This is a genomic window from Cognatitamlana onchidii (assembly GCF_004804355.1).
Classification (GTDB): Bacteria; Bacteroidota; Bacteroidia; order Flavobacteriales; family Flavobacteriaceae; genus Cognatitamlana; species Cognatitamlana onchidii.
In genome coordinates, this window is record NZ_SRWZ01000004.1 from 40,402 (window position 1) to 64,959 (window position 24,558).

16 protein-coding genes and 1 tRNA gene are annotated in these 24,558 nt (G+C 35.6%); 8 read left to right on the forward strand and 9 right to left on the reverse strand.

Annotated elements, in window-relative coordinates; translation table 11 throughout:
- Positions 1-47: 47 nt before the first annotated feature.
- Positions 48-1,010, reverse strand: coding sequence for an L-threonylcarbamoyladenylate synthase (locus tag E5D58_RS08845; protein WP_136481503.1), 963 nt, complete (start codon positions 1,008-1,010; stop codon positions 48-50).
- A 154-nt stretch (positions 1,011-1,164) separates the two neighbouring features.
- Between E5D58_RS08845 and E5D58_RS08850 the strand changes: the two genes are divergently transcribed.
- Entirely contained in the window at positions 1,165-3,114 is a 1,950-nt protein-coding gene (locus tag E5D58_RS08850; protein ID WP_136481504.1) for a YgiQ family radical SAM protein, read from the forward strand.
- 11 nt (positions 3,115-3,125) lie between these two features.
- On the opposite strand, the gene E5D58_RS08855 is transcribed toward E5D58_RS08850, so the two are convergent.
- The 4 genes from E5D58_RS08855 to polA form a co-directional block, all read right to left on the reverse strand.
- A complete protein-coding gene (locus tag E5D58_RS08855; protein WP_136481505.1) occupies positions 3,126-3,914 on the reverse strand; it encodes a glycosyltransferase family 2 protein in 789 nt (262 codons plus the stop codon).
- A gap of 2 nt (positions 3,915-3,916) precedes the next feature.
- Positions 3,917-4,873: a hypothetical protein gene (locus E5D58_RS08860; protein ID WP_136481506.1), complete on the reverse strand. Its 957-nt coding sequence runs from the start codon at positions 4,871-4,873 to the stop codon at positions 3,917-3,919.
- Positions 4,874-4,875: 2 nt separating this feature from the next.
- Positions 4,876-5,769, reverse strand: a complete 894-nt coding sequence (locus E5D58_RS08865; protein ID WP_136481507.1) for a glycosyltransferase family 2 protein — start codon at positions 5,767-5,769, stop codon at positions 4,876-4,878.
- A gap of 75 nt (positions 5,770-5,844) precedes the next feature.
- On the reverse strand, positions 5,845-8,700 hold the full coding sequence (polA, locus tag E5D58_RS08870; protein WP_136481508.1) for a DNA polymerase I: 2,856 nt from the start codon (positions 8,698-8,700) through the stop codon (positions 5,845-5,847).
- A 300-nt stretch (positions 8,701-9,000) separates the two neighbouring features.
- Between polA and E5D58_RS08875 the strand changes: the two genes are divergently transcribed.
- Positions 9,001-10,233, forward strand: coding sequence for a metallophosphoesterase (locus E5D58_RS08875; protein ID WP_136481509.1), 1,233 nt, complete (start codon positions 9,001-9,003; stop codon positions 10,231-10,233).
- Positions 10,234-10,380: 147 nt separating this feature from the next.
- Positions 10,381-10,677, forward strand: a complete 297-nt coding sequence (locus E5D58_RS08880) for a thioredoxin family protein (RefSeq protein WP_136481510.1) — start codon at positions 10,381-10,383, stop codon at positions 10,675-10,677.
- 35 nt (positions 10,678-10,712) lie between these two features.
- Here the strand turns inward: E5D58_RS08880 and E5D58_RS08885 are convergent, their stop codons facing one another.
- Together E5D58_RS08885 and E5D58_RS08890 are read right to left on the reverse strand one after the other, a co-directional pair.
- Positions 10,713-11,363 (reverse strand): polysaccharide deacetylase family protein, encoded by a 651-nt coding sequence (locus E5D58_RS08885; protein ID WP_136481511.1) that lies wholly within the window; start codon positions 11,361-11,363, stop codon positions 10,713-10,715.
- A gap of 12 nt (positions 11,364-11,375) precedes the next feature.
- Positions 11,376-14,693, reverse strand: coding sequence for a glycosyltransferase family 117 protein (locus tag E5D58_RS08890; protein WP_136481512.1), 3,318 nt, complete (start codon positions 14,691-14,693; stop codon positions 11,376-11,378).
- A 172-nt stretch (positions 14,694-14,865) separates the two neighbouring features.
- On the opposite strand from E5D58_RS08890, the gene E5D58_RS08895 reads away from it, so the two are divergent.
- Positions 14,866-14,938, forward strand: a tRNA-Gln gene (locus E5D58_RS08895).
- A gap of 207 nt (positions 14,939-15,145) precedes the next feature.
- Positions 15,146-18,196 (forward strand): choice-of-anchor I domain-containing protein, encoded by a 3,051-nt coding sequence (locus E5D58_RS08900; RefSeq protein WP_136481513.1) that lies wholly within the window; start codon positions 15,146-15,148, stop codon positions 18,194-18,196.
- A gap of 226 nt (positions 18,197-18,422) precedes the next feature.
- Here the strand turns inward: E5D58_RS08900 and E5D58_RS08905 are convergent, their stop codons facing one another.
- The gene (locus E5D58_RS08905; RefSeq protein ID WP_136481514.1) at positions 18,423-18,938 is read right to left on the reverse strand and encodes a nuclear transport factor 2 family protein; all 516 of its coding nucleotides are present in this window, start codon (positions 18,936-18,938) and stop codon (positions 18,423-18,425) included.
- A gap of 73 nt (positions 18,939-19,011) precedes the next feature.
- Entirely contained in the window at positions 19,012-19,836 is an 825-nt protein-coding gene (locus E5D58_RS08910) for a universal stress protein (RefSeq protein WP_136481515.1), read from the reverse strand.
- Positions 19,837-19,971: 135 nt separating this feature from the next.
- Here E5D58_RS08910 and rimP point away from each other — a divergent pair, with 135 nt between their 5' ends.
- From rimP to infB, 3 genes are all read left to right on the forward strand, one after another.
- A complete protein-coding gene (gene rimP / locus E5D58_RS08915; RefSeq protein WP_136481516.1) occupies positions 19,972-20,433 on the forward strand; it encodes a ribosome assembly cofactor RimP in 462 nt (153 codons plus the stop codon).
- Positions 20,434-20,444: 11 nt separating this feature from the next.
- On the forward strand, positions 20,445-21,677 hold the full coding sequence (gene nusA / locus E5D58_RS08920; protein ID WP_136481517.1) for a transcription termination factor NusA: 1,233 nt from the start codon (positions 20,445-20,447) through the stop codon (positions 21,675-21,677).
- Positions 21,678-21,757: 80 nt separating this feature from the next.
- Positions 21,758-24,529: a translation initiation factor IF-2 gene (gene infB, locus E5D58_RS08925; RefSeq protein WP_136481518.1), complete on the forward strand. Its 2,772-nt coding sequence runs from the start codon at positions 21,758-21,760 to the stop codon at positions 24,527-24,529.
- Positions 24,530-24,558 lie beyond the last annotated feature (29 nt).

The following is a 24,558-nucleotide window of genomic DNA, read 5'->3' on the forward strand; positions in this document are numbered from 1 at the left end:
TAAGGTTTTTTTAAGCTTGAAAATCAGACGTCTGTAACATAAAAAGACTAACTCCTGAAAGTTGCCCGTTTTAATCTGTCATTAATGGATTTTCCCAGACCATAATCAGGAAATTGTTCTGCAATAATAAGGTCCAGTTCTTGACGATCCAAATCATGCATAGCATCATAAAGTTTTGATGCTGCCTCGCTTAGGTCACCTTCCTTAGAAAGTATAATTTGAGAGGTAACCGAAGCATCATTTACTTCTGTTTTAAAAACAAGAATACCAATACGTTTACCACCATGTATTCTTATGACTTCTGAAATATTATCTGTTAAAAATGTTTGTGTAGTAGGCGCATAATGGCGATCTAGCATCCCGGGTGCATCAGGGCTTATTTCTTTTTTGTTTCTAATAGCTACTTTGCCAACCACGGCCTCTATATCCTCGATGGCTAAAGCTCCCAATCTATAAATAACAGGTTCATTCCCTTCAAAACCTATTATTGTTGACTCTATGCCATTAGCACAAGGGCCTCCATCAAGAACTTGGCCAATAGTATCCTTAAAATAGCGTTCTACATGTTCTGGTTTCGTTGGACTGATGCTTCCAAAAGGGTTCGCGCTTGGTGCGGCTAATGGGAATGATAAGGCTTTTAAAAGTTCTAAGGTTATCGGGTGTTTTGGCACTCTAACCGCGACAGTGTTTTTTCCAGCTGTGATTAAATCTGGAATACATGTTTGTTTTTTAAGGACCATTGTCATAGATCCGGGCCAAAAGGCATCTGCTAACAGACGTGCTTTTTCGGGAATATGGCTTACTATACTTTCTAAAGCATCAATTGATGGTATATGAACAATGAGTGGGTTAAAAAACGGACGTTTTTTTGTTTCAAAAATAAGCTTAACAGCCTTTTCGCTGTAGATATTTCCTGCCAAACCATACACCGTTTCCGTAGGGATGGCCACCAGTTGGTCATTACTTAAAAGCTTAGCGGCTTGCTGTATGTCTTTTGAAATTATACTCATTGATAAAAAAATAGATTGCAAAACTAGTTAAAATTGATGTAATTATAATTTCTTCCTTTTAAGGAATGAAAATTTAAGCTTTATCAATGTAGTAAGGTCCTAAATATATGGGCATAGCAAGTAAGCCGCTAATTTTGCCTATTTTTGCAACGCTATGAAGGAGTTGAAATTATCAAATTGGTTGCCCACCACTAATAAAGAGGTAAAAATTCGCGGATGGGATGCGCTTGATGTTATTCTATTTAGTGGGGATGCTTATGTAGATCATCCGTCGTTTGGACCTGCGGTTATCGGGCGTATTTTAGAAAGTTATGGGCTTCGTGTTGCTATTGTACCCCAGCCCAATGTGAATGATAATCTTCAAGACTTTGTTAAATTAGGAGCTCCTAAATTATTTTTTGGTGTTACAGGTGGTTGTATGGATCCCATGATTAGTAACTATAACGCCAACAAAAAGAGACGCGATAAGGATGCCTATACCCCAAATGGCGATATTGGATTTAGACCAGATTATGCCACAACAGTCTATTCTAAAATTTTAAAAGAAAAATGGCCCGATATTCCTGTTTTAATAGGGGGGATTGAGGCTTCTTTACGCAGGGTGACTCATTACGATTATTGGAGCGATAAGTTATTGCCAACTATTTTGGAAAGCTCTAAAGCCGATATGTTGGTGTATGGTATGGGTGAGCAACCGTTAAGGGAGGTGGTACGTTTGTTGCAGAAAGGGGTACCTTTTAGTAGTATCACTACGATAAAACAAACAGCTGTTTTATTGAATAAGGATGCTAAAATCCCAAAGAATAGTAATTGGGAGGATGTTGAGATTGTCTCACATGAAACGTGCTTGAAAGATAAAAAGGCTTATGCAGCCAATTTTAAGATTATCGAGCAAGAGAGTAATAAGTTGGCTGCACGACGTATTTTTCAAAAGGTGGGGGACAGAACCTTGATGATTAATCCTCCGTATCCAACTATGACAGAAGCTGAGATTGATGCTTCTTTTGATTTACCTTACACACGTTTACCGCATCCAAAATATAACAAGCGTGGGCCTATCCCTGCTTTTGAAATGATTAAATTCTCCATTAATATCCATCGAGGGTGTTTTGGGGGGTGTAGTTTTTGTACGATTTCTGCACATCAAGGAAAGTTTATAGCATCACGTAGTCAAGAATCTGTGCTACGAGAAGTCGATATGGTGGCCAATATGCCGGATTTTAAAGGGTATTTATCTGATATAGGCGGACCAAGTGCCAATATGTACAAAATGAAAGGTAAAGTACAAGAGATTTGCGATAAGTGCGTTGCTCCTTCTTGTATTTCACCTGTAATTTGTAGTAATTTAGACACCTCTCATAAACCACTAACCGAATTATATCAGGCAGTTGATAGGCATCCCAAAGTGAAGAAATCATTTATAGGTAGTGGAATTAGGCATGATATGTTAGTGCCAGAGTTTAATAAAAATGCCGATGCCAAGGAATTGGATGATTACACAGAGGAGGTTATGACCAAACATGTGTCTGGGAGACTAAAAGTAGCACCAGAGCATACCAGTGATCCCGTTTTAAAGTTGATGCGTAAACCATCATTCGCCTATTTTCATAAGTTTAAGGAACGTTTTGATAAAATCAACATCAAACATAAGCTAAAGCTACAGCTTATTCCCTATTTCATATCGAATCATCCTGCTTGCGAGGCCGAAGACATGGCGAATTTAGCAGCAGAAACTAAGGATATGGGTTTTCAGCTAGAACAGGTACAAGGCTTTACACCAACCCCCATGACAGTAGCTACGGTTATATACTATAGTGGTTATCATCCATATACGCTCAAAAAAGTAAAAACGCCAAAAACGAGAAAGGAAAAAGATGAACAACATCGGTTTTTCTTTTGGTATAAAGATGAAAATAAGACTTGGATAAAAAACACGTTAAATAAGCTAGGGCGCCAGGACTTATTGGATGTTTTGTTGCCTAAAAAAGAAGAAAAATGGCGAAAAAACAAGCCAGGAAAGCCTAAGCATACGTTCGACGATGCCGTGCCTTTTAATCAACGAAAGAAAAAGGTGAAATATCAGAAAAAGAGGGGGCGTCGATAGGCATTGCAAAATTAGGACTTAATAATACCATTTTCTATAAAACTAATCTTGTTGTTTACGGTGTCTTCTAAAAGCTTGTCTCCGATGACTACACTTCCCTTGGGAGCTTCGTTATGAAATAAGTGAAACTGAATAGCAGCATGTTTTACTCTTTTCGCAAACACCCCTTTATTTATAAGTCGTTGAGCGAATTCATAGTCTTCATAACCCCACCCTTTAAAACCTTCATTATAACCGTTAATAGCCATGGCATCTTTCCTCCAATAGGATAAATTACAGCCTCTCAGTTTACCTGAGTTTTTATTTTGTGGTTTGCTAAATTTGCTAAAAAAGGGAAGCCTTATAAGGCGGTTTCTTTTTTTAATATCTTTTGAAAAGTAGGAGATTTGGTATTTTCCTTTATTAAGAAAGCTCTCAGTAATACAAGCATTTAGCGTTACTCGTGTTCCAAATAAAAAAGTATTGTGCTGCGCATTTGCTCTATGATCTTTGATAAAATGTTTATGAAGTATAACATCGCCATCCACCTGAATAATATAGTCACTTTGCGCCTCTGCAATAGCTCTGTTTAGAATTATACTTTTTCTAAAACCATCATCTTCTTGCCATAAATGAGTTATTGGAAAACTTAATTTGCTACGAAACGAATTAATAAGTTGTTTTGTTTTGTCCCGAGAGCCGTCATCAGCAATAATTAATTCATTTGGAAACTCGCTTTGTCTTGCCAGACTTTTTAAAACTAAATTAAGAGCTTTGGGCCAGTTGTAAGTGGATACAATAATTGCTATGCTTGGCTTCATAATTAAAGTTTAAAGACAGTATCTACCCAATTTGAAACATGGTAATTTTGTAAAATGACTGAATCTATAGGCTTTGACTCGGATGTAAAAAAAGAGTCTGGAATTTGAATATTATTGATATCTTCCACTATGAAAATTTGATCGGGAGAATAAAAAGCATAAGTCGCAATATCCTTATTTAAGGTTATGAGCTTTTTTCCGTAAGCCAAGGCCTCAAAAACTCTAAAGGAAAGTCCTTGCTGTTTGGGGCGCTGTAAGTCTAGAACTACTTTACATTTTTTTAAAAACTCAAGCATTTCAACAATTGAATAAGGCTTATGTATGATGTCAATGCTTTTATCATTAAAAACATCTGTTGGTTTGGGACTGTAAAGAATTATCTTAAACGAGATGTTCCTTGAATTAAAGTATTCAGAAAATAATGAAACGCTCTTTTTTCTTTTATCCAGCGAGCTAATATTAAAAACATTGTAAGAGATGTTTGTATTTAAATTGGTTTCGATGGCTGTGTATATAAAGTTGTTTATTTTTTTAAAACCATATTGCTTGCAGTCTCTGTTTTCAAAAGAATAGACTTCTTCAAAAAGGTCGATATTCTTTTTCATCTTTGGGCATCTGGACAAGCTATCGTTTAAAAAAGTAATCATTTTATGAGAGTTCTTTTTTAATTCAACTAAAATATTCTTGTTAAGAAAATCGGACTTGATTACTAAAATTTGGTCTTGTTTTGGAAGCGCTTTTATTTTATTTCGCAGCTGCGTTTCCAAGTGCAACTGTTTTAGGTTGTATTTAGTTAAGGTTTTCAAGAAAAAATTATAAACTCTATGAAAAACGGTTGGGTATTGATAGGTTAAATCATCAAAATTAATGGATGTCGTTTCAACACCTTTACTTTTAAGCGTTTCAACAATATAATTATTAAACCCCCAGTTGTCTAAACTTACTACAGCAATCCTCATATTTACTTTAGTTTATTAAATTGTCTTAAGATATAATGTGTAAGGGCCAAGTCTTTCTTTTTAGTTATTAAAAATAGCTCATGCTTGTATTTAAAAAAGAGAGATAACTTCTTTATTTTGGTTTTTAGATTAATGTTTTGGTAAACCTCATTTAGTTCAAAAAGAATTGGTTTAGCTCCATTATTATCAGGGCATTTTTTGTAAAACGCGTCTATTCGTAATTGCCTTTTGGTAATTTTATTTTCTTTAGACTTTCGGTTCTTGTTTAAAGCTAACGAGTTGCTATCATGAATACGGTATTTAATTAATGCGTCGTTAAAATAAACAATACCTCCATTGAAAGATGCAACAAAGGCAATCCACCAATCATGAGGGACAAGCTTAGGAAAAGGAAATAATTGCGCGGTTAATTCTTTTTTAAACATCATAGCATGACCAGAAACAGAGTTCGCTAAGCAAAGGTTTAAGGGGTTAGTTGTACTAATCATATTTTTTGAGCTCGACATCTTTTTTTCAGTAGATTCTAAATTGGAATTCACAAACAACGAATCACAATAAATAAGCGCATGGTCTTCAATGTTATTGTAAAGCTTTTCAATTTTAGTTAGATCCCATATATCATCTTGATCTGATAAAAGAATATAATTTCCGTTGGCCAAAGAAATCCCTTTTTCAAAGTTTTTAACATAACCTAAGTTACTTTCGTTAATGTGCCACTTAATTCTTGAATCCTTATCTGCGTAGGTTTTTAGTATTTTAATTGTTGAATCAGTTGATCTGTCATCAGAAATAATCAATTCAAAATCTTTAAACGATTGGTTTAAGATACTGTCTATTTGCTCAGAAATATATTTCTCACCATTATACGAACATAAAACTATTGAAACTTTTGGCATAAAGGGGTGTTGAGACTGCTTTGCGATTACAATTTAATTATGCCAAAGGTATAGATTTTTTGAATAGTTTGTAAATTAATGCGCCTCCAACCAATTGTTACCAATACCTAACTCAACATCTAAAGGAACGTCAAGGATGTAAGCATTTTCCATTTGGGTTTTTACCAAAGTTTTAATGGTGTCTAGTTCTGGTTTGTACACATCAAACACTAATTCGTCGTGCACTTGTAATAGCATTTTAGTTTTATAATTACCTTCCTGAAGTTTGTTGAAAATATTTATCATTGCTATTTTTATAATATCTGCAGCACTACCTTGTATAGGGGCATTAACCGCATTTCGTTCTGCAGCACCACGAACTACAGCATTACGAGAATTAATATCCTTTAAATAGCGCCTTCGCCCTAAAACAGTTTGTACATAGCCATGGTCTCTCGCGAAATCTACTTGTTCACTCATATAGCTTCTCAATTTAGGGTAGGTAGCATAATAAGTATCAATTAATTCTTTAGATTCTGCTCTTGAAAGATTGGTTTGATTACTCAACCCAAAGGCTGATACGCCATAAATAATCCCGAAGTTTACTGTTTTGGCATTGCTACGTTGTTCGCGAGTTACCGCTTCAATAGGAACATTAAACACTTTTGAGGCTGTTGAGGCGTGAATATCTTCACCATTTTGAAAAGCCGAAATCATCGTTTCTTCTTTGCTAAGAGCAGCTATAATACGTAATTCTATCTGTGAGTAATCAGCAGCTAATAGTATGTAGTTTTCATTTCTAGGGATAAAGGCCTTTCGTACTTGTCGGCCACGTTCTGTTCGAATCGGGATATTTTGTAAATTAGGATTATTACTACTTAAGCGTCCAGTGGCTGCAACGGTTTGCATATAATCGGTATGTACATGGTTTGTAGTCTCATCTACTTGAGTGGGTAACGCGTCTACGTAGGTGCTCTTTAACTTGGAAAGCCCTCTAAAATCAAGAATATTTTGAATTATCTCATGGTCTTTTGCTAAATAACTCAGCACATCTTCAGCCGTAGAATATTGTCCAGATTTCGTTTTTTTAGGCTTATCCACTAACTTCATTTTTTCAAATAGAATAATACCTAATTGTTTCGGTGAAGCAATGTTGAATTCTTCGCCCGCTTCTGCATATATTTTCCTTTCTAAAGCTTCGATGTCTTTGTTCAATTGCTCAGACAAGCCATTCAAAAAGTTTTTATCTAGGTTAATACCTTCTAATTCCATGTTAGCTAAAACACGTAATAAGGGAATTTCAATATCATCAAATAGCTTTTGGGTATTGGCTTCACCTAATTCATTCTGAAAATGTTCTTTTAATTGAAGCGTAATATCGGCATCTTCAACCGCATATTCTGTTTGCTTGTCTAAAGGCACATCTCTCATGGATAATTGATTTTTGCCTTTTTTGCCAATCAATGTTTCAATAGAAATAGGGGTGTAGTTTAAATAAGTTTCTGCTAATACATCCATATTATGACGCATATCTGGATTAATCAGGTAATGCGCTAGCATGGTGTCAAAGAGTTTGCCTTTAACCTCAACATTATATTTGGCTAATACTTTAATATCATACTTTAAATTCTGACCGATTTTTTCAATGGTTTCACTTTCAAAAAACGGACGCAATTGTTCTATTAGTTCTTGGCCTTTGTCCTTGTCTTCTGGAAATGGTAGGTAAAACCCCTTACCAGTTTCCCACGAAAACGCAATGCCAACCAATTGGGCAGTTAAAGGATTTAATCCCGTAGTTTCAGTATCAAAACACACCGACTTTTGATTCATTAAGTTTTTAAGGAACAGTTTTGTGGCCATTCCAGAAGCAATACTCTGGTAAAAATGCGAAGTGGTTTCGGCAGTCTTTCTTTCTAATACCGAGCTTGTTTCGGTATCTGATTCATTAGATGGGTCTGCTCCAAACAATGAAAACTGGCCTGATCCAGCAGATTTTGTTTCTTTAGGTGTTAGTCTGTTTTCGGTTTTGTTAGCCAATGTTTCTTTGGTTTGAGGTATTTCTGAAGCTTCAGTTGCAAAGGTTTTTAAGAAATTATCAGTAAGACGTCTAAACTCTAAATTCTGAAAAATTTCTTTTACTTTTTCTATGTCCGGGTGGTCCAACTCAAAGTCTTTAGCATCAAATTTCACAGGAACATCTAGCATGATAGTTGCTAGCTTTTTAGAGAGTAATCCTAACTCGCCGTTGGCTTCTACTTTTTCTTTCATTTTACCTTTTAACTGATCGGTATTTGCCAACAAGCCTTCCATACTGCCAAATTGTGCAATGAATTTTTTTGCGGTTTTTTCACCAACACCAGGTAGCCCAGGGATATTATCACTGCTATCTCCCATCATCCCCAAAAAGTCTATCACTTGCATAGGGCTTTCTACTTCAAACTTTTTTTGTACTTCAGGAATGCCCCAAGTTTCGTAACCTCCGCCAAAAACTGGACGATACATAAAAATGTTCTCTGTAACTAATTGTGCAAAATCCTTATCTGGTGTTACCATGTATGTTTTATAGCCTTCTTTTTCAGCTTGACGAGATAGTGTTCCAATCACGTCGTCGGCTTCATAACCCTCCTTTACCATTATAGGAATGTGCATCGCCTTCAAAATCTCATAAATGTATGGAACAGCAGTTTTTATACCTTCAGGGGTTTCATCTCTGTTGGCCTTATAATCCTCAAACATTTCAACTCGGTCGGCACTACCGCCTTTATCAAAACAAACAGCTAAATGGTCTGGTCGCTCGCGCTTAATCACATCTAATAAAGAGTTCATAAACCCCATAATAGCTGAGGTGTCTTCTCCTTTTGAGTTGATTCTTGGGTTCTTTATAAAGGCATAGTACCCCCGAAAAATTAAGGCATAGGCATCTACTAAAAAAAGGCGTTTTTGGTCCGACATTTTGTTTGTTTTTGATAGAAAACCAAATGTACATGAAATTTTTCATTTAAAAATTTGCAGGAAATTAAATGAACGCTTTTTATGGGTAATCGCAGTTATTGCTCGGGTATAATAGGTTTAATGCTTTTTTGAAACAATGTTTTCTTTTATAGAAGAGAGATATAAAAAGCACCTAGTAAAAGAACAGAATAACTATTAAAGGATTTGAAAAATAAGGTTTAGTAATTCTTAACAATTAGTTAAATTAAAACGACATGCTCAGGAAAGACTAATAATACCTTTATATTTGGGTAAAAAAGTATGCTGCGCTGGGCTCTTATTATCCTTGTTTTTATAGTTGTTGATGTTTATGCTTTTCAGGCATTTAGAACCATTTCTAAAAACCTCTGGTTAACGATACTTTATTGGGTTATAACACTGTTGGTGTTGGGGAATTTCATATTTCGATTTTATGGTTTAAATAGAAGTGAGTTTGGAAACCCCCAAGCCTATGCTTTTGCATTTGTTCTTGCGTTATTGGTACCGAAAATGATTGTTTTAGCTATTTTATTTGCTGAGGATGTTTTTAGAGTGCCTCAAGCCTTGTTTAGGTATTTCACCGAAGGCTCCAACGCCGGTATCAAATACTTGCCATCAAGAAGAGCTTTTATTTCAAAAATAGCATTAGGTATTGCAGCCATTCCGTTTGGTTCGATTCTTTACGGTATTTATAAGGGCAAGTATAACTTTAAAGTTTTAAAGTATACCTTGAGTTTTGAGGATTTACCGGAAGCTTTTGATGGTTATAAACTTACTCAAATTAGCGATATTCATTCAGGGAGTTTTGATAGGCCAGATATGGTAAGCTATGCGGTAGATTTGATCAATCAACAAGAAAGTGATGTCATTCTATTTACTGGAGATATGGTAAATAATAAAGCAACAGAGATGAAACCTTATCTAGAAACTTTTGGAAAGTTAAAAGCAAAGAACGGTTTGTATTCTGTTTTAGGGAATCATGATTATGGTGATTATGTAAGGTGGGAATCTGAAGATGCCAAAAAGCAAAACCTAAGAGATCTAAAAGCTATTCAGAAACAAATAGGTTTTAATCTGTTACTCAATGAAAGCATTTATCTTGAGAGAGACCACCAAAGAATTGCGCTTTTAGGTGTTGAAAACTGGGGAGCAGGTGGTTTTAAAAAGGCAGGAGATTTAAAGAAGGCCGCTGCACAGGTTAATGAAAACGACTTTAAGATATTATTGAGTCACGATCCTTCTCATTGGGAAAAACAAGTAATTGATGATGACTATCATTACCACTTAACTTTAAGTGGGCATACGCATGGTATGCAGTTCGGTATAGAAATACCAGGGTGGTTTAAGTGGAGTCCCGTAAAATGGCGCTATAAGTACTGGGCAGGAATTTATAAAGAAGCAGGTCAGTATATTAATGTTAATCGTGGTTTTGGCTATTTAGGATTCCCAGGAAGAGTTGGTATATGGCCTGAAATAACTGTTATTGAGTTAAAAAGGAAGGGTGTAAATACATAATTGATAATGTGCTTGTTGGTGTAAATAAATTGATTATTTTTATAGGAATAAGAGAAGCGCTTGTTTTGTATCGTATCGCAATTATTAGTAATATTAAAAAAATACGTAGGTTTGTAATACTTGTACTTGACTAATAAACAATAAAGTATGTCAAAATTTGGGGAACTTATAGATGTTGAAATTCCGGTTTTGTTAGATTTTTATACAGAATGGAATGATGAGTCAGAGTCTATGCATCTTGTTTTAAGAGATGTTGCTGCCGCTTTAGGAGATAAGGCTAAAGTTATTAAAATTGATGTAGATAAAAATAAGGAGCTAGCGGAAGCGTTACGAGTTAAGAGCTTGCCAACCTTAATTATTTACAAGGATGGCGAGATGAAATGGAGGCAAAGCGGAGAACAAGACGCCAATACGCTAATCGGAATTATTCAGGATTATTTCTAGGATCTAGCTAAAATTATTTCACAATTCTTCAAGAGCTATACGATGCTTTTAAAACTATAGCCCTTGGTGCTAAAGTATTCTAACGTTTTTGGAAGCGCATACATCATTTTTTTCGAAGCTTTAACACTATCATGAAATACAATAATACTTCCAGAGTTTGCTTTTGAAATAATGTGTTTTAAACAGGTTTCAGGACTCGTTGCAGCATCCCAGTCAAAAGACAAGACATTCCACATGACTATTTTATAACCTAAATCTATTAGTTTCTTACCTTGTTTACGTTTTATCTGCCCATAAGGAGGTCTGAACAAACGACCAAATTTGTCTTTAGGGTTTGGAAGCAGGTTGTCCATAATTTCTTGAGACATGGCAATATTTTCTAAATATGGTTTGGTTTTAGTTTGCCATCCTTTAATGTGATTGTATGTATGATTACCAATTTTGTGACCACTGGCAAGGATGTTAGAGAAAATATCAGGGTGTTTTTCAATGTTTGCCCCAATGCAAAAAAAAGTAGCTTTGGCCTGATATTGCTTTAGAGTATTTAGCGTCCAATTAGTAATTTCGGGCGTCGGACCATCATCAAACGTTAGATAAATTGTTTTCTCTTTAGCAGGCATATTCCAAATATAATTTGGAAACATGGCCTTGATTAAAGGAGGTGTTTTTGCTGGAACAAAACGCATTTAACAAAAAAATTAAGGTGATGCCGAGCCGTTGTTTTCTAGCTGTAGACCACTATCTACAGGAATATCCGTATCAGTTCGTTCAACTGCTTCAGGCGGTTCATCACCATAAAAATGCCTAAATGCTCTTAAGTGGTTGTTAAATACATCTCCTTCTTTTTCTGCAAATTCAATATCATATTTAATGAGCACATCCACTAGGCCTTTATATCGTTGAATATCTGTGTAAATATCCTCAAATAAACGTTCTTGATTGTTTACTTTTAATTTACTGTAGTAAGTAAGGTTCTCTTGGTATTTCCTAGCGACATCTTTAAATAACTCTTGAGCCTTTTCTTTGTTTCCAGTTTCGTAGTAGGTACTAATAAAAGGCTCAAGTAAGGTGTAGTAACCAAAATATTCAACAGGCATATTAATCATGGCAATATCGGCTATCTCTTCTGCTTTATCTAGTTTGCCTTCATTAATCAGTTGTTCGGTTAAACGGGCTAAATTACCTCGATAGGTAATTGAATTTTTTCTAGTTTCTACATCATGATAAATGTCTGGGCTTCCACTATTACCCCAGTCCCATTTTTTTACCATGTTATACATAATATCACTGTCAACACGCCCCATATCAAAGGGGTTGGCTCTGTCAACAGGCGTTTCAATAGGCACTAATTTATAGCACATGCCATCCAGCTGTAAGTAGTCCTTCATCCAGATATAGTCGTCGTCTCCAAAACTACCTCCAGTAAAATATATAGGACGTTTCCAATCATTATTAGCAATAATGTCTAACATTAAAAGTCTGTTTTTGTAGAGTGCCCCTCCTGTAACTTCCAAATCAATATAAGGTACAATTTTATCAGCATCCTTTGCCTTTACAATACCAAACTGTAAGGCATTTTCTTTGTTTACAGGCAGTCGTAAATGTCTTGTTGGCATGTAAGTGGCATTAGCATCTTGGCTTCTTACCTTAGCCATATCGACGCCTTGTTTTTGTAAAACGTACTTGTATTTGGTTCTAGGGTTGCTACTGCCTACAAAATCAAGGAATTTTTTAACCTCTAGAGTGTCTTTAATTACGGGCTGAATAATAATATAATCGTTAGTGCCATATTTGTACAAGTCATGAGTTAACTGAGAAGGAATGGGGTCACTTTCGTAAGCCTTACGTTTCATTTGGTCGATATACCAGTCGGTTTGAAATAAACTGGTGTTTACTATCCTAACATCGGTTCTGTAGCCTTCTATCTCTTGAGCGTACCAAAGCGCGAACGTATCATTATCTCCAATGGTGAATAATATGGCGTTTTCGGCACAGGAATCTAGATATTTTTTGGCCATAGCTTGCGCTGTGTATTTGTTAGAACGGTCATGATCATCCCAATTGTTAGCTGCTAAAATTCCAGGAACTAAGGCTAAGCAAACGACAGTAATTATTGGAGCAGCCAATTTTTGAGGGACATATGTTTTAAGTGTGTCATAAATAGCATAAACCCCAAAACCTATCCATAGAGCAAATACATAAAAAGAACCCACTACAGAATAATCACGTTCTCTGGGTTCAAAAGGTCTCACATTTGTGTAAACTTGAATAGCAACTCCAGTAAACAAGAAAAATACGAGCATAACCCAAAATCTATTCTTATCTGTCTTTAATAAAAAGAAAAAACCAATAAGCCCTAATATAAGTGGAAGCATATAATAGGTGTTTCTGGCTTTGTTGTTTAAAACATCACTTGGTAAATTGTCTTGAGATAATCCCAAATGCCACTCGTCTATTGGTTTGATTCCGGTAATCCAATTGCCATGATTGTCATATCGTCCTTGAATGTCGTCTTGTCTACCTGAGAAATTCCACATAAAATAGCGCCAATACATATAGCCTAATTGATATTCAAAGAGATAAAGAATATTACTAATTAAAGAAGGCTTTTCTATGATAATATAATCTTTAAATTTTTTCAGGAAATTGTTATAGTCCTCATAGTCTACATTACCTCTCGCAACATCGGTTTGAAAATTTGAAATTGCAGAACGCAATTCATTTTCCATTTGGTATTCTGGCTTTAGCTTAAAATTTAGATACCCAGAAAACATCATGTAGTTTTCGGCATGCTCAGGACTCCACATTCTGGGTAAAATAGAAGCGTGATCTGAGTTGTAGTTTTGCTTAGCGTTCTTATAGTCGTTAACAATAACATATTTACCCTTTTCTTCGTCCTTTTCGTATTTGGGTTTGTCATCAATATACGGGTTGTTGTCATCTAAATAGGCATATTGATCTGTAAATTGCGGTCCATAAAACAGATGAGTTTCAGGATATTGTTCTAAGTTGTAATAGGCCAAAAGTTCTCTAGCACTAGAAGGGTTGTTTTCATTAATTACAACATTGGCATTAGCTCTTATAGGTAGCATGAGCCATGTGGAAAAACCAATAATTATAAACGTAATGCACAAAATACCCGTGTTTAAATGCACAAAGTTTTTATTAAGCGTATACCTAATGGCATAAAATATTATAGCAACTAAAGTGACCCCGGCAATAATAGATCCAGAATTAAAGGGAAGCCCAATGGTATTCACAAAAAATATTTCAAATACACTAAATATTTTTAGAATGTTGGGAGCTAATAATTTAAAGACAAACAGTAAAATACCAACAGAAACGACATTCGCAATGATAAAGTTTTTTATGGTAATGGTTTTGTAATTCTTAAAGTAGTATAGCAATCCAATAGCAGGAATGGTTAATAGTCCCATAAAGTGCACTCCAAATGAGAGTCCGATAATAAAGGCAATGAGTATAAGCCATCTGTTGCCTCGAGGCGTATTCATATCTTGTTCCCAACGTAATCCAAGCCAAAACAGTACCGACATAATAAGTGTTGCCATAGCATAAACCTCAGTTTCAACGGCATTAAACCAAAATGAATCTGTAAAGGCAAAGGCCAAACTACCAACAAGACCGCTACCTAAAATAGCAATGGTTTGACTTTGAGAAAGCAAGCCATTGCTTGCAACTAATTTTTTAAGTAGTAAGGTAATGGTCCAAAACATGAATAAAATGGTAAACGCACTGGCAACGGCGCTCATCATATTCATCATAAAACCTATTTGAGATGGCTCAAAAGCAAATGTTGAGAAAAAGGCACCAAGCATCTGAAATAAAGGAGCTCCTGGCGGATGCCCAACTTGCAGTTTCGCTGAGGTTAATATGTATTCACCGGCATCCCAAAAGCTTACGGTGGGCTCAACGGTTAAACTGTATGTAACTAATGCTATTAAAAAAGAGAACCAGCCCAAAATGGTGTTCCATTTTTTATAGTCAAAATGTGCCATGATTATCTGTGTTTGTTTGCTTTGGCGAATTTAGCAATAAATATGGTTCGGCAAATGTTTTTAAGTAAACGTTAAGTTTTCAAGATTATTTTTGAAAAAATATTTGTGCAAATAAAACTTTGTGCTAAATTTGCACCTCCTTAAGCGGATGGTAACTGCTTGAGATAAGTGATGGCCTATGGTGTAACTGGCAACACGTCTGGTTTTGGTCCAGAAGAGTCTAGGTTCGAGCCCTAGTAGGCCAACTTAAATTTAAAGTCTTTGTGTTTTGCAAAGACTTTTTTTATTTCCCATAATTAAGATATTTTAATACTAAGATAACACTCATAAACTTGGGATTACAATAACTTAAAATTAAAGCCTTGTAATTTATATCTTGATAAAACTACAGTAACATTTAAAAAAGAGTAGCTTGTTTTATTTGTGACATTAATTAATAGAATAAAACAAACATGAAAAAAATTACTCTTTTTGCTAGTGTGCTAGCCCTGTCTTTTACCTCGGTTAAGGCTCAGGATTTTTTACAGCATGTCGCAAGTTATCAAACTAATGTTGAAGGTTCTGCTGAAACCGTAGCTTATGATGCAGAGAATAAGCAAGCCTTTTTTACAAACTCATCCGATAATAGCTTTACAATAGTTAATATCACAAATCCTGAAGCTCCAACTTTAGTAAAAAACATTGATTTATCAAGCTATGGGGCCGGACCAAACTCCGTAGCGATACACGGAAGTGTAGTTGCGGTTGCAGTTGAAGCCGACCCTAAGCAAAATCCTGGTAAAGTGGTGTTTTTTGATTTGGATGGAAATTATCTTAACGAAATTAGGGCAGGAGCTTTACCTGATATGTTAACCTTTACACCTGATGGTATGAAGTTATTGGTTGCTAACGAAGGAGAGCCATCAAAAGATTATACCAATGACCCAGAAGGATCTATTTCAATTGTAGATTTGAGTGGAGGTGTACCATCAGCTACTGTAACGAACCTGAACTTTAATGCTTTTAATGATAAAAAAGCAAGTTTAGTAAATAAAGGTATTAGGATTTTCGGAAATAATGGCGCTTCAACAGTATCTCAAGATTTAGAGCCTGAGTTTATCACAGTAACTCCAGATGGCACAAAGGCCTATGTGAATTGCCAAGAAAACAATGCCTTAGTGGTTTTAGATGTGGTAAATAATAGCATTTTAGATATTTTGCCACTAGGTTATAAAAACCACATGTTAGGTACCCCTAGTGTTGAAAGTTATACCATTAACGAATTGGTAAACAATTGGCCTGCTTTAGGAACGCCTGTTTATGATGGTGGGCAACCAGAAGTGATGTTGGGTGGCTTTTCAGGATTATTTTACGATGCCAATAGTTCAACAGCTAGCGAGTATGTATTTTACGCTGTTCCAGACAGAGGTCCAAATGATGATGCGGTGGCTAAAGCAGAAGTAACACCAGCAGTTTCTCAAAATCTAAGGCCATTTAAATTACCGGATTACCAAGGCAGAATAGCTAAATTCACCTTAAACAAAAACACAGGTAATGTTACTTTAAATGAGCAAATATTACTAACAAGAAAGGATGGCACAACACCTATTACAGGACGAGGGAATATTCCTGGATTTGATGAAGTTCCTGTAACCTATACGGATGCAGCAACAACGTATGCTAACGCTGATTATGTTGATGGTGATTCAGAAGAATATCATGAATTGCCTTATGATGCTTACGGGGGAGACTTTGAAGGTGTTTTAATAGATAAAGATGGAAACTTTTGGATGTGTGATGAATACAGACCTGCGGTTTATAAATTTGATGAAACGGGTAAATTAATTGAGAGATATGTTCCAGAAGGAACGTCAGATTTAGGAACTACGCCGCAACCAGAAGGAACTTATGGGGCAGAAACTTTACCAGAAGTATACTCAAAAAGAAGAGCTAACAGAGGGTTTGAGGCCATTGCTTACGATGCTGTAAACCATATTATTTATGCTTTTATTCAGTCGCCTTTATACAATCCATCAAGTGCTACAAAAAATAACTCTGACGTAATCAGAATTCTTGGTATCGATGCTTCAAATGGAACTCCAATGTCGGAATATGTGTATTTATTGGAAAGAAATAGAGATGCAGGTTATAGTTCTTCGCGAGTAGATAAAATGGGAGATGCTGTTTATACTGGAAATGGAAAATTTTTAGTGATTGAGAGAGATTCAGAAGGGCCAACCGTATCTACTGGTAAAAAATATGTTTTTGAAATTGACATTAATTTTGCTACCGATATTTTAGGTAATGGATTGTATGGTGGGAAAGAATTAGAGGAATTAACAGCCGATGAAATTGCTGCAGAAGGTATTTTGGCTGTTCATAAAACCAAAGTGCTTAATTTACCATCTGTTGGTTATCAAGGTTCTGATAAAGCGGAAGGGATAGCCTTATTGCCAAACAACGAAATTGCTATTATTAACGATAATGATTTTGGTTTAGCTGGAGCTGGAATTACCGATTCAAGTGTGCTGGGCATAATTTCTTTTGAAGATGATTATGGTTTTGATGCTTCGAATAAAGATGATGAAATTAACATCACGCAACACCCAACTTTAGGTATGTTTATGCCAGATGCTATAGCTTCTTACCAGGTTAATGGTATAAATTACATTGTAACCGCTAATGAGGGAGATGCGAGAGATTATGATGGATATTCTGAAGAAGTACGTGTAAAAGATTTATCTCTTAATGCATCATATTACCCTAATGCTGCCAGTTTACAAGCAGATGGTGATTTGGGTCGTTTAAAAACGACTACCGCTACAGGAGATTATAATAACGACGGGGTGATTGAACAAGTGTATTCATACGGTGCTAGGTCTTTTTCTATATTCGATCAATATGGAAACTTAGTATTTGATAGTGCCGATAGTTTTGGTCAAAACATAGCCTTAGAAGAGGCATCTTTATTTAATGAAGATGAGGGCGAATTAGATGACAGGTCTGATGATAAAGGAGGTGAGCCTGAAGCTGTTGCTATTGGCACTATTGAAGGTGTTACCTATGCTTTTGTAGGTTTGGAAAGACAAAGTTCTATTTTGGTGTACGATATTACAAATCCTAAAGATGTTGAGTTTATTACCTACTATAAGGGAAATAGAACGTCTGGTGATGTGTCGCCTGAAATTATAAAATTCATTCCAGCTATTGATAGCCCAAATAATCAAAATTTACTGTTGGTAGGCTATGAAGTGAGCGGGTCTATGGGGATAATTCAAATTAATGAAGATCTTTTAAGCATAAGCGAAGAGGTTGTTAAAAATGATTTTAGAATATACCCTAACCCTATTACCAACGGCAATTTAAGGTTTAGTGAAACACTTTCGGGGGCTATTTATAACATAAGTGGTCAACAGGTTTATCAGTTTAAAGACAAAACATTTTTAAACGTTTCTAATCTGCCATCAGGAGTTTATATTATAAAAACAGAGGCGCATGGTGTAAAGCGTTTTATGAAGTTGTAAACTTGTTTTTATTGAAAATAAAAATCTCAATCAACTCCGATTGGGATTTTTTTGAGCGCGTATCAAGGTTTGTACCTATATCGGTTTTGTGTATGGTTCTTTGCATAAAATCAACTATGATTTTCCGCCGTAACCGAAAGATAGCAAATTGCAATGAATTCCGATTAGGAATTCAGCTCCAATGAGCTATACACATCTTAAGTTTACAATCTCTTATTTTAGATTGTCAATCAGTTTTGCTTATTGGTGAATGATGTTCATGAACAATTCTCCATCCATTATCGGTTTTAAGAAAAAGGAGTGTCATTTGTTCATTGACAATAGCAAGGTCTTCTCCAAATTTTAAATGAAAATCAGTATGCGTAGTCACATTAGCGACATCTCCATAAACTGCAATTTTAGTATCGTTTAAATCAAACTTTATTATTTCAGTTACTGACCCAAAAATGCCTCTTTCAAATTTTTCGTTTTCTTCTCCACCATTTCTCACTTCTCCATTTTTAAATTCTGTGAACTTTGGACTATATTGGTGAAAAGATATCAGTCTATCAAGATCTCCATCTCGTACACTCTGCAATATGCTGTCAAGCGTCATTTTTACTTCTTGTTTAGCTTCTGGAAATTCATCATTTAAAAGATCTATTTTAACACTTTCAATTTCGATTTGTTGTTCTTTTTCTTTGCATCCTGTGGTAATTAATCCAATACTCAAAGTAATCAGAAAGAATAATTTAGTTTTCATATTTATATATTTTGTTGATTATTAGTTGTTTAAAAGATACAAAATATAAAATGAAATAGTTTTTTTGAATGTGCTACAACTTAAAAGTAATCACAGGTCGTTTAGCATGGTTAACTAAATCTTCACTAATACTACCATTAAAAAAATGCGAAAGACCTTGTCTGCCATGGGTACTCATGCCTATTAAATGTGCACCAATCGATTCAGAAAAATTCATGATGCCCTTTTCAATATTAGCGTCATTATAGATATTGATGGCGTAATTTGAAAAATTAGAAGCGTCAACAAAACTTTGCATACGTCGCATTGAACTCTGGGTTGTTATAAACTTATTAGGCGTGTTTACCATAAGCAAGTGGATTTTAGCCTTAAAAATCACTGCAAAGTTTATGGCTTTTTTGTAGGAAGGGATGCTTTCCTTTTTAAAATCTGAAGCGAAAACAAAGTCCTTGACTTCAAAAGTTCGGTGTTCTTTTTTAATTACTAATACTGGGGTGTCCGATGTTCTTACAACTTTTTCAGTATTACTACCAATAAGCATTTCGGTTAATCCACTAGAACCGTTTGAACCCATAATAACTAAGTCTATATCATGTTTTTTACACACATGATAAATGCCTTTAAAAATCTCATGAAAATCTACCGTTTCATGAACTACTAAGCCTTTGAGATAGGGTAATTCCTTTAATTTTTCAAACTTTTTATGAGCAAGTTTCATAAAAAACACGGCCTCTGGTAAATCACTGTAAGTATTTAAAGGGTCTACCTTATGTAATGGAATTTCTAAAATATGCAGGAGGTAAATTTCACAGTCATGTTTTCGTGCCAATTGGGCAGCAACTTTTAAAGCATTTTCTGCCTGAATAGAAAAATCAGTAGGAACGAGTATTTTTCGCATGTTTAGTGAGGTTAGTGATACCTAAATTTATGAAATATTCCTTTAGAAATCAATAAAATATTATATATTTGCACCGTTGAAAGGCGAAATTAAAGATATGAGGGGACGGAAAGTCCCCTCTTTTTATACTAAAAAATGTTAAAAACCAAAGTTACAGAACTGCTTGATGCTGCGCTTAATGAGCGTTTAGATTTGTTTCTTATTGATTTTTTAATGAATAATGAAAACCATATTAAGGTGATTATTGATGGGGATCAAGGGGTGTTGGTTGAAGATTGCATATTTATTAGTCGCGCTATAGAACATAATTTAGATAGAGAAGAAGAAGATTTTTCTTTAGAAGTAATGTCGGCAGGAGCAGCGTCGCCACTAGTACACAAACGTCAATATAAAAAGAACCTAAATAGAACATTGAAAGTTAAAACAGGTTCGGAAGAAGTAGAAGGAACATTAACCGAAACTTCAGAAGACGATATTACGTTAGCATGGAAAGTTAGAGAACCTAAGCCTGTTGGTAAGGGTAAAGTAACCGTAAAAAAGGAAGTAAAGATTCCTTTTGAAAATATTGTAGAAGCAAAAGTTATGATTAAATTTTAATTTAAAGAGATATGGAAAATGTCGCGTTAATTGAATCATTTTCAGAGTTCAAAGACGATAAGCTAATTGACAGAGTAACGTTAATGGCCATTTTAGAAGATGTATTTAGAAGTGCCCTAAAGAAGAAGTTTGGGGACGATGATAATTTTGATATCATTGTTAATCCAGATAAAGGAGACTTAGAGATATGGAGAAATAGAGTTGTTGTTGCCGATGGTGAGGTAGAGGAACCTAATCAAGAGATTTCATTATCTGAAGCAAGAAAAATTGAACCAGATTTTGAAGTAGGAGAAGATGTATCTGAAGAAGTGAAGCTTATTGATTTGGGAAGACGTGCCATTTTAGCATTACGTCAAAACTTGATTTCTAAAATTCATGAACACGACAATACCATTATCTACAAACAATTTAAAGATTTAGTAGGGGAAATTTACACCGCAGAGGTACATCATATTCGTCATAGAGCAGTTATTTTGTTGGATGATGAAGGCAACGAAATTGTATTGCCTAAAGACAAACAAATACCTTCAGATTTTTTTAGAAAAGGAGATAACGTAAGAGGTGTTATTGATAGTGTAGAGCTTAAAGGAGCGAAGCCAACTATTATTATGTCTAGAAGTTCACCCGTATTTTTAGAAAAACTGTTTGAACAAGAAATTCCAGAGGTGTTTGATGGTTTAATTACCATTAAAAATGTAGTTAGAATACCAGGGGAAAAGGCTAAAGTTGCGGTTGATTCTTACGATGATAGAATTGATCCTGTTGGGGCTTGTGTGGGTATGAAAGGTTCTAGAATTCATGGTATTGTTCGTGAGTTAGGAAACGAAAATATCGATGTTATAAACTATACAAATAACCTGCAGTTATTTATAACTCGAGCATTAAGTCCTGCAAGAGTAACATCTATAAAATTAGATGAAGAGGCGAAACGTGCTGAGGTGATTTTAAAGCCAGAAGAGGTGAGTAAAGCCATTGGTAGAGGTGGACATAACATTCGTTTAGCAGGTCAATTAACAGGGTACGAAATTGACGTATTTAGAGAAGGTGCAGAAGAAGATGTTGAGTTAAGAGAATTCTCTGATGAAATTGATGGATGGATTATTGAAGAGTTTAGTAAAGCTGGTTTAGATACAGCTAAAAGTGTTCTTGAGCAGGATATTAATGATCTTGTTAAAAGAACAGATTTAGAAGAAGAAACTATTAATGACGTTATTCGAATTCTTAGAGAAGAATTTGAAGAATAGTAGATAAAAGTGCAGATTTGCATTAATGTTATGCCTTAACAGGTATAATGCATATATTTGAGTATTATTAAAGGCGATTTATGGCTGAAACAATTAGATTAAATAAAGTATTACGCGAGCTGAATATTTCTTTAGATCGTGCTGTAGAGTTTTTGGACTCCAAAGGCATTGAGATAGAGAAGCGTCCAACTACAAAAATATCTCAGGAGACCTATAATGTTCTTTCAGATGAGTTTGAGACCGACGCGAATAAGAAAATGAAGTCGCAAGAGGTAAGTGAAGCTAAGCTTAAGGAAAAGGAAGACTTGCGCATTAAGCGTGAGCAAGAATTGGAAGCGAAGCAACGAGCGCAAGATGCCATAGATAGAGCCAAGCAAGAAGAGGTTGTAAAAGCATCCAAAACTATTTCGGGACCTAAGCAAGTTGGTAAAATTGACTTAAATCCTCAAAAGAAGGTTGAGGAAAAGCCAGCCGAAGCACCTAAAAAAGTTGTTCAAGAAAAATCACCAGAGCCAGTTAAAGAAGAGGTGATAAAAGCTAAGGCTCCAAAAGTGGAGTTAAAGCCAGTAGCAGAGAAGAAAGTTGCAGTAGAACCTGTAAAAGAGGCTGTTTCAGAAACGGTTAAGCCTGTTGAGCAACCTACAACTACCAATGAAGAAGGCAATGTAATTCCCGATGAAAAGGTTAAAACACAGTACCAAAAACTTACTGGTCCAAAAATTGCTGGAGATAAAATTGATTTATCTCAATTTAACAAGCCTAAAAAGAAAAAGGAAGATAAAAAACCAGATGCTAAGCAAGGGGATGCAACTAAGAAAAAGCGTCGTAGAATAAGCAAGGCTGGAGCACCAAATACTGGTGGACAAAATAGGCCAAATGGTGGTAGGGGGAATGATCGATTTAAAGGCAAAGGTCAAGGAAGACGTAATGTTGTTAAAGAGGAGCCTTCTGAGGAAGATGTAAAAAAACAAGTTAGGGAAACGCTTGAAAAACTTCAAGGAAAATCTAGCAAGGGAAAAGGTGCCAAATATAGAAGAGATAAAAGAGATCAGCACAGAGAACAAACTGAGCTGGATCAACAAATAGAAGCAGCAGAAAGCAAAATACTAAAAGTAACAGAGTTTGTTACGGCTAGTGAAGTTGCTACGATGATGGACGTGAGTGTTACCCAAATTATATCGGCATGTATGTCGCTTGGTATGATGGTAACCATGAATCAGCGTTTAGATGCTGAAACCTTATCTATTGTTGCCGAAGAATTTGGTTATAAAGTTGAATTTGTAACGGCAGATATAGAGGAGTCTATTGAAGAGGTTGAAGATAAGGCTGAAGACTTAGAACCTCGTGCGCCTATTGTTACCGTAATGGGACATGTAGATCATGGTAAAACATCACTTTTAGATTATATTAGAGAAGAGAATGTTATTGCGGGCGAGTCAGGTGGTATTACACAGCATATCGGTGCTTATGGTGTTCAGTTAGAAAATGGTCAGAAAATCGCATTTTTAGATACACCTGGTCACGAGGCCTTTACAGCGATGCGTGCTCGTGGTGCTCAAGTTACTGATATTGCAATTATTGTAGCCGCTGCAGATGATGATATTATGCCGCAAACAAAAGAGGCCATTTCACATGCTCAAGCAGCAGGAGTGCCTATTGTATTTGCCATAAATAAAATAGATTTACCAGCTGCAAACCCAGAAAAAATTAAAGAAGGTTTAGCTAATATGAACTTATTAGTTGAAGATTGGGGTGGAAAAGTTCAGTCACATGACATTTCTGCTAAAATGGGTACTGGTGTTAAAGAACTATTAGAAAAAGTATTGCTGGAAGCTGAGTTGTTAGAATTGAAAGCAAATCCGGATAAGCCAGCCGTAGGAACGGTGGTTGAAGCCTTCTTGGACAAGGGGCGTGGTTACGTTTCTACTATTTTAGTACAAGCAGGTACCTTAAGAGTTGGAGATTATGTCTTAGCTGGTCAGCATAGCGGAAAGGTTAAAGCGATGCATGATGAGCGTGGTAACGACGTAGAAGCAGCAGGGCCTTCAACACCAGTATCTATATTAGGTTTAGATGGAGCGCCACAGGCGGGAGATAAATTTAACGTGTTTGAAGATGAGCGCGAGGCCAAGCAAATTGCAGCTAAGCGTGCACAGTTACAACGTGAGCAGTCAGTAAGAACGCAACGTCATATTACGCTCGACGAAATTGGAAGACGAATTGCGCTTGGCGATTTCCAAGAGTTGAATATCATTCTAAAAGGTGATGTGGACGGTTCGGTTGAAGCATTGACGGATTCTTTCCAAAAACTATCTACAGAAGAGATTCATGTAAATATTATTCACAAAGGAGTGGGAGCGATAACAGAGAGTGATGTGTTATTAGCTACCGCCTCTGATGCGATTATAATTGGATTTAATGTTCGTCCGGTTGGTAATGCTAGAAGCATTGCTGACAAGGAAGAAATTGATATCAGAACGTACTCGATTATTTATGATGCCATTAATGATCTTAAAGATGCTATGGAAGGTATGTTGTCTCCAGAGCTGAAGGAGGAGGTTACTGGGACTGCAGAAATTAGAGAAATATTTAAAGTTTCTAAGGTTGGAAGTATTGCAGGTTGTATGGTTACCAATGGTAAAATCATGAGAAGTTCTGGAGTTCGTTTAATTAGAGATGGTGTGGTTGTTTATACCGGCGAATTGGCATCATTGAAACGATTTAAAGACGATGCTAAAGAAGTAACAAAAGGTTATGACTGTGGTATGCAAATTAAAAATTACAACGATATTAAAGAAGGAGATATTATTGAGGCGTTCCACGAAGTGGAAGTAAAGAAAACGTTGAAATAGTAACATTCAACTATAACATAAAAAAAGCG